This window comes from Pseudomonas poae (assembly GCA_028869255.1).
In the GTDB taxonomy this organism is placed as follows: domain Bacteria; phylum Pseudomonadota; class Gammaproteobacteria; order Pseudomonadales; family Pseudomonadaceae; genus Aquipseudomonas; species Aquipseudomonas poae_C.
The window spans coordinates 878642-895103 of record CP110972.1 but is presented as its reverse complement, the minus strand read 5'-3'; the positions used below and the strand labels follow the sequence as shown (position 1 = coordinate 895103).

The 16462-nt window shown below is 64.7% G+C and carries 3 protein-coding genes and 1 pseudogene; 3 read left to right on the top strand and 1 reads right to left on the bottom strand.

Going from position 1 to position 16462, the window contains the following annotated elements; translation table 11 throughout:
* Nucleotides 1-61 precede the first annotated feature (61 nt).
* The 3 genes from dsbD to dsbG are packed head-to-tail and all read left to right on the top strand — an operon-like array spanning nt 62 to nt 3398.
* Nucleotides 62-1801: a protein-disulfide reductase DsbD gene (dsbD, locus tag LRS56_04160; protein ID WDU63737.1), complete on the top strand. Its 1740-nt coding sequence runs from the start codon at nt 62-64 to the stop codon at nt 1799-1801.
* The gene (locus LRS56_04155; GenBank protein ID WDU63736.1) at nt 1801-2646 is read left to right on the top strand and encodes a TlpA disulfide reductase family protein; all 846 of its coding nucleotides are present in this window, start codon (nt 1801-1803) and stop codon (nt 2644-2646) included. The genes dsbD and LRS56_04155 overlap by 1 nt, the downstream gene beginning before the upstream one ends.
* A complete protein-coding gene (dsbG, locus tag LRS56_04150) occupies nt 2622-3398 on the top strand; it encodes a thiol:disulfide interchange protein DsbG (protein WDU63735.1) in 777 nt (258 codons plus the stop codon). The genes LRS56_04155 and dsbG overlap by 25 nt, the downstream gene beginning before the upstream one ends.
* 115 nt (nt 3399-3513) lie before the next feature.
* Here dsbG and LRS56_04145 read toward each other — a convergent pair.
* Nucleotides 3514-16411 (bottom strand): annotated as a pseudogene (locus LRS56_04145) (non-ribosomal peptide synthetase).
* Nucleotides 16412-16462: the final 51 nt, after the last annotated feature.

The window sequence follows — 16462 nt, the reverse complement described above, 5'->3', positions numbered from 1 at the left end:
AATCATCGGTTAATCAACGCCACACATTGTGTGCCTACTTGCATCGAACAAAGGCTTGACCATGCGGCATCTGTTTACCTTTTTACTGGTAATGTTCGCGGGATTCGCCCAGGCAGCGTCTGGTAACAATCCTTTCGAGACCCAATCCAAGTTTCCCTCGGCAGAGAAAGTCTTCGTCTTTACCTCCGAACGCCTGGCTTCCGGCGAAACCCAGCTGTATTGGCAGATTGCCGACGGTTATTACCTGTACAAACAACGCATGAAGTTCGATGGCCTGGCCGAAAAGCCGGTGCTGCCGCAAGGCGAGCCGCACAGCGATGAGTTTTTCGGTGAACAGGAGGTGTATCGCCAGGGCCTGGAAGTGAAGATTCCCGCCGGCACCACCGGCCAGGTCAAGCTGGGCTGGCAGGGCTGCGCCGATGCCGGCCTGTGCTACCCACCGCAATCGATCACCGTAGACCTGGGCGGGCCTTCCGTGGCCCCGGCCACTGCCGACACCGGTACTGCTGACGACCAGCAACTGGCGAAATTCCTCGGCGAAAGCAACCTGTTCTGGAGCCTGCTGGCCATCTTTGGCCTGGGCCTGCTGCTGGCCTTCCTCCCCTGCTCATTGCCTATGTTGCCGATTCTTGCCGGCCTGGTCGTCGGCAGCGGCGCAAGCCCTCGTCGCGGCTTTGCGCTCGCCGGCAGCTACGTGGTGAGCATGGCGCTGGTGTACGCAGCGCTAGGCGTTGCCGCCGCCTTGCTGGGGGGCAACTTGCAGGCGTGGCTGCAACAACCCTGGATCCTTGGCTCATTCGCCGCGCTGTTTGTGGTGTTGTCATTGCCGATGTTCGGGTTCTTCGAGCTGCAACTGCCGGCGTTCCTGCGTGACCGCCTCGACAACCTCAGCCGCCAGCAAAGCGGCGGCAGCCTGCTGGGCGCCGGGATATTGGGTGCACTGTCCGGGCTGTTGGTGGGCCCATGCATGACCGCACCGCTCGCCGGCCTGCTGCTGTACATCGCCCAGACCGGTAATGTGCTGTTCGGTGGCCTGGCGCTGTTCACCCTGGGCATCGGCATTGGTGTGCCGCTGCTGCTGCTGGTGACCGTGGGCAACAGTGTGCTGCCCAAGTCCGGCACCTGGATGAACCTGCTCAAGGGCATCTTCGGCTTCCTGTTCCTGGGTACGGCGCTGGTGCTGATTCAGCCACTGCTCGGCGATGCGGTATGGGTGGGCGCGTGGGGCGCGCTGGCAATACTGATCGGCTACTGCGGCTGGCGCGTTGCCCGCGACACCGGGCGCGCCGCCATGCTGGTAGGCGCCTGCTCCCTGCTGCTGGGCCTCTGGGGTGGCGCGCTGGTGATCGGCGCCGCAGGCGGCAGTGATGACGTGTTGCAACCGCTGAAAGTCTACAGCGGCGCTCGAATCGCTGCCGCACCGAACGCTCACGAGGCCTTTACCACCGTCAACACGCCCAGCGCCCTGCAAGGCCAGCTCGACGAAGCCAAGGCCCAGGGCCAATGGGTGCTGCTCGACTACTACGCCGACTGGTGCCGCTCCTGCAAAATCATGGAAAAGAACGTGTTCGGCAAACCCGAGGTCATGGCGGCCCTTAACGGCGTGCGCCTGCTCAGGGTTGATGTGACGGCGGACACTGCCGCCAGCCGTGAGCTGTTGGAACGCTACAAGATTCCCGGCCCGCCGACCTTCATCTGGATCGGGCCCAACGGTGAAGAACGCCGCGCCCAGCGCATCACCGGCGAAGTGGATGCCGACACCTTCCTGCAACGCTGGAATCAGACCCGAGAAGCCCTCTGATGCTGACCCTGACCATCGGCACTTTCGCCATCGCCCTGAATCACATCCTGCTGATCAGCGCGCTGATTCTCGCCACCCTGGTGGGTTGGCGCGTGGCCAAGCGTGGCGGTGAAAACCCGGAGTCAGTGCTGTTCAGCCTGTTCCTGCTGGGGATGTTGGTCGCCCGTGTCAGTTTTGTGTTGATGTACTGGAGTGACTACAGCCACGACCCGCTGCAGATGGTTGACCTGCGCGACGGCGGTTTTCTCGCCTGGCCCGGCGTGATCGCGCTGGTGCTGGGCGCGCTGGTCTACGGCTGGCGCCGCCCTGCCCTGCGCAAACCGCTGAGCGCCGGGGTGATCACCGGGCTGGTGTTCTGGGGCATGACCAGCCTGTCCCTGAGCCTGTACGACAAGGGCTCGCAATTGCCGGAAATCACCTTGCTAAATGCCAATGGCGAGGTGGTGCAACTGGCCGACTACAAAGGCGGCCCGCTGGTGATCAACCTCTGGGCCACCTGGTGCCCACCCTGCCGGCGCGAAATGCCGGTGCTGGAACGCGCGCAGCATCAACGCCCCGATGTGACCTTCCTGTTCGTCAACCAGGCCGAAAGCATGCAAAGCGTTAGCACCTTCCTCGCCACCCAGGGCCTGACCCTCGACAACGTGCTGTTCGACGCCAGCGGCCGCCTCGGCCAGGCCGTGGGCTCCATGGCCTTGCCGACCACGCTGTTCTACCAAGCCGACGGGCGCCTGATCAACAGCCATCTGGGCGAGCTGTCCCAAGCCAGCCTGGCCCGCGCCATGGAACCCTTCGACACCGTCCCTGCAAGGAAACCGACATGCCAAGCCTCCGCCACCTGCTGACCCTGCTGCCGCTGACCTTCTTGTCACTCAGCGCGACGGCGACCCTGGCCCAGGCCGAAGACTGGCCGGCCCCGATCAAACAGATCGAAGCCAAGGGCGCCAAGATCCTCGGCAAGTTCGACGCCCCCAGCGGCCTCACCGGCTACGCCGCGCAGTACCAGAACCGTGGCATGGCGCTGTACCTGACCGCAGACGGCAAAAGCGTGCTCGCCGGCAACCTGTACGACGCCCAGGGCAATGACCTGAGCAGCGCGCCGCTGGAAAAGCTGGTGTACGCGCCGATGGCCAAGGAAGTCTGGGCCAAGATGGAAAAGAGCAGCTGGATCCAGGACGGCGATAAAAACGCGCCGCGCATCGTCTACCTGTTCAGCGACCCCAACTGCCCGTACTGCAACATGTTCTGGGAGCAGGCACGCCCGTGGGTAAAGGCCGGCAAGGTGCAGTTGCGCCACATCATGGTCGGCATCATCCGCGAAGACAGCCCCGGCAAATCGGCCGCGCTGTTCGCCGCCAAAGACCCGCAAAAAGCCCTGGAAGAACACGAAGCCGCCGGCAAAGCCAGCAAGTTGCAAGCACTGGACAAGATACCGGCCACTATCGAGGCCAAACTCGATGCCAATATGAAGCTGATGGATGAGCTGGAGTTGTCGGCGACGCCGGCGATTTTCTATCTGGATGACAAGGGTGGCTTGCAGCAACAGCAAGGCGCGCCTTCGCCGGAGAAGCTGCTGAAGATTATGGGGCCCAAATAAGCGGCGCCGGGTCTGACGCCATCGCAGGCAAGTCAGCTCCCACATGTTGAACTGTGAATACAGTCAAGTGTGGGAGCTGGCTTGCCTGCGATGCGGCCCTCAAAGGCACTGAAGACTAAAGCCCCTCCAGCTCCGCCATCAAATCACTCAAGCGATCCACTTTCTCCGCGCTGATTTCATTGGCTGCCAGCCCATCAATGTACTCGGCCAACTCCGCCACCGTGCTGCACTCGAACATCGCCCGCAGCGGCACATCGCGTTGCAGGTTTTTCTGCACCCGCGAGGCAATCTGCGTGGCCAGCAGCGAATGCCCGCCCAGTTCGAAGAAATTGTCCTGCACGCCGACCTTTTCGACTTTCAACACTTCGGCCCAGATCGCAGCCAAAGTGGTTTCCAGCGCGTTGCGCGGCGCCAGGTAGTCCTGGCTGTGCAACTGGCCGATCTCCAGTGCCGGCAGGGCGTTGCGGTCGAGTTTGCCATTGGCGTTAAGCGGCAGGCGGTCGAGCCATAGCCAGTGCAGCGGCACCATGTACTCCGGCAATTCGGCGCGCAGGCGTTGCTTGATGCGGTCCAGGCGTTCGCTTGGGTTGAGCGCCGCGTCGGCGGCTACCAGGTAACCCACCAAATGCTTGCCGTTGACGCCTTCCTGCACGCCCACGGCCGCGTCACGCACTTGCGGTTGCTCGTGCAGACGCGCTTCGATTTCACCCAGTTCGATGCGGTAACCACGAATCTTCACCTGGTGGTCGATACGCCCGACGTACTCCAGCACGCCATCGCTGCGCCGACGGGCCAGGTCGCCGGTGCGATACAGGCGCTCACCCGGTGCGCCGAACGGGTTCGGCACAAACACCTGGGCGGTGCGCAATGGATCGCTGACATATCCGCGCCCCACCCCGGTACCGGCCACGCACAGTTCACCCACGGCGCCCTGCGCAACCAGCTCCAGCGCGCCGTCCAGCAGGTACAGGCGGTTGTTGTCGGTCGGCGTGCCAATCGGCAAGTAAGTGCCACGGGTGGAGGCCGGATCGACGCGGAAGAACGCCACATCGTCCGAGCATTCCGCCGGGCCGTAGGCGTTGACCAGGCCAATCTGCGGATAACGTTGCAACCACTGGTGAGCCAGCTCCGGCGGCATCGCTTCACCCGTCGGCAACATCCAGCGCAAGCCGTCCAGGCTTATGCGCTCCTGAGCGAGCATGCCCTGGATCAGCGACGGCACGCTTTCCAGCACGGTAATGCCCTGCGCCTGAACATGCGCCAGCAAGCCTTGCGGATCATGCGCAAGGGTGTTCGGCACAATATCTACCCGCGCACCGAACAGCGGCGCCGCGAGGAATTGCCACACGGAAATATCGAAGCTTTGCGACGCGGTCTGGGCGATCACATCCGCAGGGCTCAGGTCCAGGTACGGCACCTTGCTCAACTGGTTATTGAGCATGCCGCGCTGCTCCACCATCACGCCTTTGGGCAGGCCGGTGGAGCCTGAGGTGTAGATCACGTAGGCGAGGTTGTCCGGCGCACTGTAAACCCCGGGGTTTTCCCCACGGCCAGGCACTTCCTCCCACACCAGCAACTGGCAGTCGGTGCCTTCCAGCAGTTCAATGGCTTGCTCGCGACACGCCTCGGTGCACACCAGCAACGGCGTACGGCTCAGCTCGATGATGCGGCTCAGGCGCTGGTGCGGCAGCCCTGGGTCCAACGGCAGGTAACCGGCACCGGCCTTGAAGCTGCCGATGATCATGCCCAGCAGGTCGAGGTTGCGCTCGGCCAGCAACGCCACCGGTTGATCCAGTCCGACACCGGCCTCGGTCAGCGCGTAGCCCAGGCCGTTGCTGCGCCGGTTCAACTCGTCATAGGTCCATTGCTGATCCAGGCAACTGGCGGCGATACGCTGCGGATGCGCGGCCACCTGGGCTTCGAACAGCTCGACATAGCTGCGCTCCAGCGGGTAGGCGTGCTCGCTCTGGTTGCAGCCGTCCACCAGGAACGCCCGCTCCTGCTCGCCAATCAACGGCAGGTCGGCCATCTCGCCATGGAAGCCCTGCACCAGCGCCAGCAGCAGGCGCTTGAACTCGCCCAGCATGCCTTGCACGGTGGTTTCGTCAAAGTAACGCTGGTCGTAAGACAGATGCAGGCCAAGGTCATCGCCCGGATAGCACACGGCGGTCAGCGGGAAGTTGGTGTGGGTGCGGCCGGAGTCCGAAGTGGCATTCAGGCTTTGCGCACGGTCGAGTACCGAGGTTTCAACCGGAGCGTTTTCAAACACGAACAGGCTGTCGAACAGCGGCTGGCCCTTGGGCAGTTCGCTGTGCTCCTGGATGGTCACCAGCGGCAGGTATTCGTACTCGCGCAGCTGCATATTGCTGTCGAGCAGGCCGCTCAGCCACTGGCGCACGCTGCAAGGCTGGTCGTCCTCAGGCAGTTTCACCCGTAGCGCGATGCTGTTGATAAACAGGCCGACAGTGCGTTGCATTTCGGGCATTGCCACCGGGCGCCCGGCCACGGTGACGCCGAACAACACGTCACGCTCGCCGCTCAAGCGCCGCAGTACCAGCGCCCACGCCGCCTGGGCGAAGGTGTTGACGGTGAGTTGATGGGCCTGGGCCAATTCGCGCAGTAGCGCACCGTCGCGGGCATCGAGACGGGTGTAGCAGTCGCCCACCACCATGCCGCCGCTGTGACCTGCATGTTCGCGCAGGAACGGCCGGTCGCTCGGGATCGGCGTGGTGCGCTCAAAACCTTGCAGGTTCTGCTGCCACCACTGGCGCGCTTCATTCAGATTCTGGCGTTGCAGCCAGGCGATGTAGTCGCGATAACGCGGCGGCGTCGCCAGTTGCGCCTCGCGGCCTTCACCGAGGGCCATGTAGATCTCGAAAAAGTCATTCATCAGCAGCGAACGGCACCAGGCATCGATGAGGATGTGGTGGTTGCTCATCATGAACCAGTAGCGCGCTTCGCCGACGCGGATCAGACGCAGGTGGAACGGCGCCTGGTTAAGCAGATCGAAACCGGCTTCGCGCTCGGCCTTGAGCAACGCTTGCAGACGAGGCTCCTGCTCGTCCTCGGGATCGGCGCTCCAGTCCAGGTAGTCAATCGGCGTGCTGCCCGGTTTGTGGATCACTTGCAGCATGTCTTCGCCGACATTCCAGCAGAACGAGGCGCGCAAGGCTTCGTGGCGGGCGATCACCGCCTGCCAGGCCTGGGCGAAACGCTCGGGGTCCAGCGCGCTGTTGATGCGGTAGCGGTCCTGCATGTAGTACAGGCCGGTGCCCGGTTCCAGCAGAGTGTGCAGCAGCAGGCCCTCCTGCATCGGGGTCAGCGGGTACACGTCTTCGATGACGCCTGCCGGCACCGGCAGGCTGTCGAGTTGCGGTTGGGTCAAGTGCGCCAGCGGGAAGTCGGACGGCGTAAGGCCACCGGCATCGTCCTGCAGGCAGTGCTGGATCAGGCTTTGCAATTCGGCCAGATACGCATCGGCCAATTCGCGCACGGTAGGCTGATCGAAACGTTCGCGGCTGAAGGTCCAGCGCAGCACCAGTTCGCCGCCGTACACCTGGCTGTCGATACTCAGCTCGTTGGGCAGCGGCGCATCCGGGTCATGGGCCTGGCCGGCGGATTCATCCAGCGGGTGGAACAGCGCATCGGCGCCGAAGCTCTGGTCGAACTGCCCGAGGTAGTTAAAGGTGATGTCCGCCGTCGGCAATGCGGCCATCGTCTGTTGGCACAGGCCGTCCGCCAGGTAGCGCAGCACGCCGTAGCCCAAGCCTTTGTGCGGCACGCCGCGCAGTTGCTCCTTGATGGCCTTGATCGAGTCACCCTGCCCGGCTTGCGGGGTCAGACGCAGGGGGTAAGCACTGGTGAACCAGCCGACGCTGCGAGTCAGGTCGACGTCATCGAACAGGCTTTCGCGGCCATGACCTTCCAGCTGGATCAGCGCCGACGCGTGGCCACTCCAGCGGCACAGCACGCGGGCCAGGGCGGTCAACAGCAGGTCGTTGACCTGGGTGCGGTAGGCGCTTGGGGCCTGTTGCAGCAGCTGGCGGGTGTGTTCGGCATCCAGACGCACACTGACGGTGTCGGCATCGCGGTTGCGCAGCGAGCCTTGGGGGCGATCCACCGGCAAGGCGACAGCCGGGCCGGCCAACTGCTGCTGCCAGGTGTGCATTTCTTCGCGCAGTGATTCGCTGCCGGCATAGGCCTGCAAGCGGGCGGCCCAATCACGCAACGCGCTGGTCTTGACCGGCAGGCTGACGGACTGGCCGTCGCTCAGTTGGCGGTAGACCGCTTGCAGATCTTCCAGCAAGACGCGCCACGACACGCCATCCACCACCAGGTGATGGATCACGATCAGCAGGCGTTGCTGGCCCTGCGGCCCGTCCACCAGCAAGGCACGCAACAGCGGACCGTGTTCCAGGTCGAGGCTGCGCTGGGTGTCGGTGAACAGGGCGCTGCACTGCTGAATATCGCGCACTTGCGCCTGCATCAGCACGCCGCCTTGTGGCACGGCCAAATGTTCGGCGTGCCATTGCGCGTCGCGTGGCGTGAAGCTCAGGCGCAGGGCGTCATGGTGCTCCAGCACGGCCAGCAGCGCTTGCTCCAGGCGATGGGGTTGCAGCAGTTGCAACGGTTTGAGCAACAGCGCCTGGTTCCAGTGCTGACGATTGGGAATCTGCGTGTCGAAGAACCAGTGCTGAATCGGCGTGAGACCCGAGCTGCCGGTCAGCACGCCCTGCTCGGCCGTGACCTGCTCGGAGCGCGTGGCGACGGCGGCCAGGGTTTGCACGGTCTGGTGCTGGAACAGGTCGCGAGGGCTGAAATGAATCCCCGCCTGCCGCGCACGGCTGACCACTTGGATCGACAGGATCGAATCGCCGCCCAGCTCAAAGAAGTTATCGTCGAGGCCGACTTGCTGCACGTTCAACACCGCGCACCAGATCGCCGCCAGGGTGTGCTCCAGTTCGTTGCGCGGCGCGACATACTGTTGGCGGTTCGCCTCGGGGTCGGGCTGCGGCAAGGCGCGGCGGTCGAGTTTGCCGTTGGCGGTCAGCGGCATGCTGTCCAGCACGATCAGGTGTGTGGGCACCATGTAGTCCGGCAGTTGCGCCTTGAGGTGCGCCTTCAGCGCCTCGCGCAATGCGCCGTGCTCGGCATCGCTGACCAGGTATGCCACCAGCTGTTTGCCGCTCGGTGAATCCAGCGCCAGCACCACCGCCTCGCGCACGGCCTCGTGCTCCAGCAGGCGCGTTTCGATTTCGCCCAGCTCGATGCGGAAACCGCGAATCTTCACTTGATGGTCGATACGGCCCAGATACTCCACCAAACCATCGGCACGCTGGCGCACCAGGTCGCCGGTGCGGTACAGGCGCCCGCCATTGGCGGCAAACGGGTCGGCGACAAACCGCTCGGCGGTCATGCCCGCACGCTCATGGTAACCCTGGGCCAGACCGGCGCCGCCGACGTACAACTCACCGGTCGCACCTTGCGGCACCAAGGCCAGGTCGGCGTCGAGAATATAGGCCACACGGGCCCCGATAATGCTGCCGATCGGCACGCTGCCGGCACCCTCCTCCAGGTGCTGCGGCGCCAGGCTGGCCAGCGGCATCACCACGGTTTCGGTCGGGCCATAGGCGTTGAAAAACACCTCGGGCTGGAAGGCGGCGCGGATGCGCTGCAGGTGTTCGCCGGTCAGCGCTTCGCCCCCGGTGATGCACATGCGCACCGGCAAGGTCTGCTGCTGGGTCGCCAGCCATTGCGCCAACTGGCTGCCGTAGCTCGGAGTAAAGCCGAGGATATTGATGCGATGGGTGCGGATCAGCGCGCAGATCTCTTCGGCATCCCACTGGCCCTGCGCACGCAATACCACCTGCGCACCACTGAGCAACGGCACCAGCAGACGCTCGGTGGCGGCGTCGAAGTTGATCGAATAGAAGTGCAGTTCGCAGTCGTCCGGGCGCATGCCAAAACGCTCGATCACCGCCTGGCAGTGCATGGCGATTTCACCGTGGGCCACCACTACGCCTTTCGGCTTGCCGGTGGAGCCCGAGGTGTAGATCAGGTACGCCTGATGCTGCGGCAGACTGATAAACGGCAGCTCGCCAGCCGGGTAATTTGCCAACACCGGCAGGTCATCTTCCAGGCACCAGCACGCGACGGTGGCCGGCAGTTCACCCAGCGCTTCGAACATCGCCGCGTCGCTGAGCAACAGGCCAATGCCGCTGTCTTCGATCATGTAGTGCAGGCGGTCCAGCGGGTATTCCGGGTCCAGCGGCACGTAGGCGCCGCCCGCCTTGAGAATCGCCAGCAGGCCGATGACCATTTCCAGGGAACGCGGCAGCGCCAGGCCGACACGCACCTGCGGGCCTACCCCGCGTTCGCGCAGCATCCAGGCCAGGCGGTTGGCGCGGGCGTCCAGTTCGGCGTAGCTGAGGGTAACGCCGGCAAAAGTCAGCGCCGGGGCGTCGGCGCGCTTGGCCGCCTGTTGGCTGAAGAGTTGCTGGATGCACTGATCGAGGCGGTGCTCGCCGGCTTCCACGCCGAGGCTGTCCTGCAACGCAGACTGCTCAACGCGGGTCAGCAACGGCAGTTCGCTGAGGCGTTGTTGCGGATCGGCGATCAACGCCTCGAGCAGGTTGCGCCAATGTTCGGCCATGCGCGCAATGCGCGGCTCATCGAACAAGTCGGTGCTGTAGGTCAGGCAGCAACCCAGGCGATGGTCGAGGTCGGTGACTTCCAGGTTGAGGTCGAACTTGGTCGCACGGGCATCGTTGGCCAGGTATTCGACGGTCATGCCGGCCAGTTGGCGGCGCTGTTGGAACTCCCAGCGCTGCACGTTGCACATCACTTGGAACAGCGGGTTGTACGCCGCACTGCGCGGGGGTTGCAGGGCTTCCACCAGGTGGTCGAACGGCAGGTCCTGGTGGGACTGGCCTTCGATCACCGTGTGGCGCACGTGCTCGAACAACTGCGCAACACTCATCTGCCCGTTGAGCTGGCAACGCAGCACTTGGGTGTTGAGGAAGGCGCCGATCAAGCCTTCGCTTTCCGGGCGGATGCGGTTGGCTACCGGCGCGCCGATGCGCAGGTCGGTCTGGCCGCTGTAGCGGTAGAGCAACACGGCCAGGGTGGCGGTCATGGTCATGAACAGGGTGAGGCCGCGCTCGGCGTTGAACGCACGCACACGGGCGGCCAGGTCATCGCTCAGGTCAAAACGGTACAGCTCGCCCTGGTAGCTTTGCACCGGTGGGCGTGGGCGATCGCCGGGCAGTTCCAGCAATGGATGTTCGTGACCCAGTTGCGCAACCCAGTAATCCAGCTGGCGCTGGCGTTCGCCGCCTTCCAGCCACTGACGCTGCCACACGCTGTAATCGAGGTATTGCACCGGCAACGGCGCGAGCGGCGACAGGCGTTCGTCGATAAAGGCTTCGTACAAGGCACTGAGTTCACGGGCAAAGATGTCCATGGCCCAGCCTTCGGTGACGATATGGTGCAGGGTCAGCACCAGAGTAGTGTTCCTGTTCGCCGGCCTTGACCAGGCACGCACGCAGCAACGGCCCGGTCTCCAGGTTGAACGGCGTGTGCGCCTCCTGATCGGCCAATTGCTGCAGACGTTGCTGGCGTTCGGTTTCATTCAAGGCCGAGAAATCCTGCCAGTCCATGCGCAGGCCGGTCTGCGCCGAGACCTTCTGCCAGGCCACGCCATCGACACTCGGGAACGTGGTGCGCAGGGTCTCGTGGCGCATGATCAAGGCTTGCAACGCCGCCTCGAAACGCCCCACATCCAGCACGCCGCGCAGGCGCGCCATACCGCCGACGTTGTAGGCCGGGCTGTCCGGTTCCATCTGCCACAAGAACCACATGCGCTGCTGCGAATAGGACAACGGCACAGGCACGCTGCGGTCGACCCGGGCGATTGCGGTTTGCTGGTTACGCTGGCCGGCCGCCTGGATCAGGCGCACTTGCTCGGCAAAGGCGCCCAACTCGCTGGCTTCGAACAGGGTACGCAACGGCAACTCCACGTCGCAGGCCTGGCGGGTGCGGGAGATGATTTGCGTGGCGAGCAACGAGTGGCCGCCGAGGGCGAAAAAGTCATCGTTCAGGCCAATACGCGCCAGCCCCAGCACTTCGCGCCAGATCGTCGCGACCTGCTGCTGCAGCGGCGTCTCGGGTTCAACGTGCTCGCGGGTGTGCCACACCGGCTCCGGCAAGGCGCGACGCTCGAGTTTGCCGCTGGGGCTCAGGGGCATCGCGTCCAGGCGCATCAACCGTGCGGGCACCATGTACTCCGGCAGCTCGGCGGCCAGGGCGGCTTTCACGTCCTGTTCATCCACTGCAGTGCTGGCGGTGTAGTAGCCGATCAGTTGCGCGTCACGCACCAGCACCACGGCCTGGGCGATACCGTCCAGGGCCAGCATCCGCGATTCGATTTCTTCCGGCTCCACACGGAAACCACGCAGCTTGACCTGCTGATCGAGGCGGCCGAGGTATTCGAGCACGCCATCCGCGCTCCAGCGCGCACGGTCGCCAGTGCGGTACAGGCGTGCGCCCGCCGCGCCCAGGGGGTCGGCGACAAAACGTTCAGCGGTCAGCCCGGCACGCCCAAGGTAACCGCGCGCCAGGCCGATACCACCAATGCACAGTTCACCTGGCACCCCGGCCGGCAGCGGGTTGAGCTGCTCGTCCAGCACGCGGCAGATCACATTGCCCAGCGGGCGGCCGATCGGCGAACGCTCGCCATCTTCGGCGGTGCAGTGCCAGTGGGTGACGTTGATCGCGGTTTCGGTCGGGCCATAACGGTTGTGCAATTGCACCGCCGGCAACTGCGCCAGCACCCGGTTGCGCAACTCGGCAGGCAAGGCTTCGCCGCCGGAGAACAGTCGACGCAGGCTGGTGCATTCGGCCACCAACGGCTCGTCGATAAACAACTGCAACAGCGGCGGCACAAAGTGCAGCGTGGTCACGCCATGCTCCTGCACAAGCTGCGCGATGCGATGCGGGTCACGGTGCTCGCCGGGGCCGGCCAGCACCAGGCGGCACCCGGTGATCAACGGCCAGAAGCACTCCCACACCGACACGTCGAAACTGATCGGCGCTTTTTGCATCAGCACGTCGCTGTCGTTCAGCTGATAGGTGGCCTGCATCCATTGCAAGCGCTCGGCCAGGGCCGCATGGGTATTGCCCACGCCTTTGGGCTGGCCGGTGGAACCGGAGGTGTAGATCACGTAGGCAAGGTTATCGCCATGCAGATGCAGGCCCGGCGCCTGGGTCGGCCAGCTGTCGAGGTGCAGGCTGTCCATGGCGACCACGCACACGCCCTCGGCGCTCGGCACGCGGTCCAGCAAGGCGGTCTGGGTCAGCAGCAGGTGCACGCCGCTGTCCTGGAGCATGTAGGCCAGGCGCTCGGCCGGGTAATCCGGGTCCAGCGGCACATAGGCGCCACCGGCCTTGATGATTGCCAGCAGACCGATCAGCAGTTGCGGCGAACGCTCGGCGGCGATGGCCACGCACACATCCGGGCCGACACCTTTGTCGCGCAGGTAGTGGGCCAGCCGGTTGGCCTGGGTGTGCAGTTGGGCGAAGGTCAGGCTACCGTCCTGCCAAACCAGCGCAGTATTGTCCGAGGTCTGCAGGTTGAGCAGTTCGGGCAGCCACTGCCGGGCAGGCGCACACGGCGCTTCGCTCCAGGGCTGTTGGTCGTCGTGCTGCAGCAGTTTGAGGTCGCCGATGGCCTGTTGCGGTTGCTCGCACACGGCCTGCAGCAGGTTGATGAAATGCTCGGCCAGGCGCTGAATGGTGGCGCTGTCGAACAGTTCATCGGCGTAGTCGAACGACAGGCTCAGGCGCCCATTACGATCCTCTTCGCTGTGCAGTTGCAGGTCGAACTTGGCCTCACGGCTGTGCCATGGCAGCTCATCGGCCAGCATGCCCGGCAGGCGGCGCAACGCACTCAAGTCGCGCTGCTGGTGGTTGAACATGACCTGGAACAGGCCCTGCTCGCGGGCCTGCGGGAACGCCTCCAGCAGTTGTTCGAACGGCAGATCCTGATGAGCCTGGGCACCCAACGCAGTCTGGCGGGTGGCGGCCAGCAACTGGTTGAACGGCAGGCGCCCGTCCAGCTCGGCGCGCAGCACCAGGGTGTTGATGAAAAAGCCGATCAGGCCCTGGGTTTCCTGGCGTGGACGGTTGGCATTCGGCACGCCGATGCGGATATCGCGCTGGCCGCTGTAGCGGTAGAGCAAGGTCTGGAACGCCGCGAGCAACAGCATGAACGGCGTGGATTCATTAGCCTGGGCGGTCTGGCGAAGCGCTGTGCTCAGGCTCGCGTCCAGGCGCACAGTGTGGCGCGACGCGCTATGGCGCTGTTGCGCAGACCGTGGGTGATCGGTGGCCAGGCTCAGGCTCGGATGCTCGTCGCCCAACTGCGCCTTCCAATACGCAAGCTGCCGCTGGCCTTCGCCTTCCGCCAGCCATTGGCGCTGCCAACTGCCATAGTCGGCGTACTGCAGCGCCAACGGCGGCAGCGTCAGGGGTTGGCCCTGGGAAGCAGCGGCGTACAAGCGCGAGAACTCGTCGATCAGGATATTCAACGACCAGCCGTCGGCGATGATGTGGTGCAGCGTCACCAACAGTTGGTGATCTTCATCGTCCAGGCGTACCAGCGTCACCCACAGCAGCGGGCCGTTTTGCAGGTCGAACTGGGTGCGTGCTTCGTCTTCGCGGATCTGCTGCGCACGCGCCTCGCGCTCGGCGACAGGCAGGTCGCTGAGGTCGATGACGTGCAGGTCGAATTCAACCCGCGCATCCACACGCTGGAAGGCTTGGCCGTCGCGCTCGTAGAAACGCGTGCGCAGAGCTTCGTGGCGCTGGATCAAGTGCTGGAGGCTTGAGCGCACCGCGTCTTCATCCAGCTCGCCACGCAAGCGCAGGGCACCCGGGATGGTGTAGGCGCTGCTGTTTGGGTCCAGCTGCCAGGTGATCCACAGGCGGTTCTGTGCCAGCGACTGCGGCAGCTCGCCCTGGCGCGACAAGGCATGGATCGTGCCTTGGGCCACGCCACCGTCGTGCTGCAATTGCGCGACATTCGCCGCAAAGGCGGCGAGCGTCGGCGCCTCGAACAGCAGACGCAGGTTCAGCTCCAGGCCGAGGGTTTCGCGCAGGCGGGCGACCACCTGAGTGGCGGTGATGGAGTTGCCGCCGAGCAGGAAGAAATGGTCATCGGCCGCCACCGTGGCGACTTGCAACTGCTCGCACCAGATCGCTGCTATCTGGCTCTGCAGTTCGGACTCCAGTGCGGAATCGCTCGCTCGCACCTGCAGGTCCGGGAACTGTGCATAGCGGTCGAGGCTGCCATCCTTGTGGCGCAGCGCGCAGGCCGCACGCTGCACCTTGCCGCTGGACGTCTTGGGCAAGGCGCCGGGGTTGAGCAGCACCACCACACTCGGCGCCTCTTGACAGGCTTCGGCCACCGCTTGGCGAATGGCCTTGATCAGCGCTTCGGGCGGCAGGATTTTCTGCACGCTGCGGCTGATTTCCGCCGCAATGCCGATGCCCTCCAGGCCCTGGTCATTCACCGCAAATGCCGCGACCCGGCCCTTGCGTACCACTTCCACTTCGCGCTCGATGGTTTGCTCGATGTCCTGGGGGTACAGGTTGTGGCCGCGCACGATCAGCAGGTCTTTCAGGCGGCCGGTGATATACACCTCGCCCTCGCGGATAAAGCCCAGGTCACCGGTGCGCAGCCAGGTACGGCCGGCGTGCTGCACGAAAGTCTTGGCGCTGGCCTCGGGGTTGCGCCAGTAGCCGTGAGCAATGCTTGGGCCGGTGGCCCAGAGTTCGCCGACGCTGTTATCCGCTAACTCATTGAGCGTGCTCGGATCGACGATCAACACCGCGTGATCCGGCTGGCTGGTACCGCAACTCATGATCGCGCTGCCCTGCCCAGGCTCGGCGCGGTTGGCCGCCAGGGCCTGTTCGTCGACCCGCAGTGCGGGGATGCCATGGCCACGGCGGCCGCCGGCGACAAACAGGGTCGCCTCGGCCAATCCATAAGAGGCGAAGAAATTATCCGGGGTAAAACCGCAGGCGGCGAACTTCTCGGCGAAGCGCTCCAGGGTGTCGAGGCGGATCGGTTCGGAGCCCGAATACGCCACGCGCCAGGTGCTCAAGTCGAGGCGCTCCAACGCCGAGTCGCTGACCCGCTCACTGCACAGGCGGTAGGCGAAATCCGGGCCGCCGCTGATGGTGCCGCCGTATTCACTGATCGCCTCCAGCCAGCGCAACGGCCGGCCCAGGAAGTAGGCCGGCGACATCAACACGCACGGCACGCCGCTGAAGATCGGCTGCAGCAGGCCGCCGATCAGGCCCATGTCGTGGTACAGCGGCAGCCAGCTGACGATCACGTCGTCGGGGTTCAAGTCGATGCCGAAGCCGCGACGGATCAGCACTTCATTGGCCACCAGGTTGCCGTGGCTGACCTGCACGCCCTTGGGCAGCGCGGTGGAGCCTGAGGTGTATTGCAGGAACGCGATGTCGTCGGCGTGTAATTCGGGTTCGACCCAGGCGTTGGCGAGGTGCGCCTCCAGGGTGTCGACGCTCAGCACCGGCGGCGCGTTTTCGAGCTGCGCCAGGCCATCGCCCAGGCTGGCGATGGTCAGCAGCAGGCGCGGTTCGGCGTCGCTGATGATCGAGAGCAGGCGCTCCTGGTGATGACGGCGGGTGGACTCCGGCGGATAAGCCGGCACCGCGATCACCCCGGCGTACAGGCAACCAAAGAACGCCGCGACGTAGTCCGGGCCGCTGGGGAACAACAGCACCGCCCGATCACCCAGTGCCGCATTCGCCTGCAAGGCGGCAGCGATGGTGCGGGCGCGTTGATCCAGGTCGCGATAACTCAGTACCACACTGTGCTCGGCCGACTCGGCCAGGAAGCGCAGAGCCACCTGGTCCGGGGTCTGCGCGGCGCGACGTTGAAGGGACTGGACCAGGGTGCGGGGAAGTTCGAAGGCGTCCATCATGGGGTTCCTGCCTGAAATCGGCTTACGGGAAATTCGGGAATTGGAAGCAGC

Coding starts and splice junctions, on each gene's coding strand:
- dsbG (WDU63735.1), top strand. CDS start 2,622: ATGCCAAGCCTCCGCCACCTGCTGACCCTGCTGCCGCTGACCTTCTTG.
- dsbD (WDU63737.1), top strand. CDS start 62: ATGCGGCATCTGTTTACCTTTTTACTGGTAATGTTCGCGGGATTCGCC.
- LRS56_04155 (WDU63736.1), top strand. CDS start 1,801: ATGCTGACCCTGACCATCGGCACTTTCGCCATCGCCCTGAATCACATC.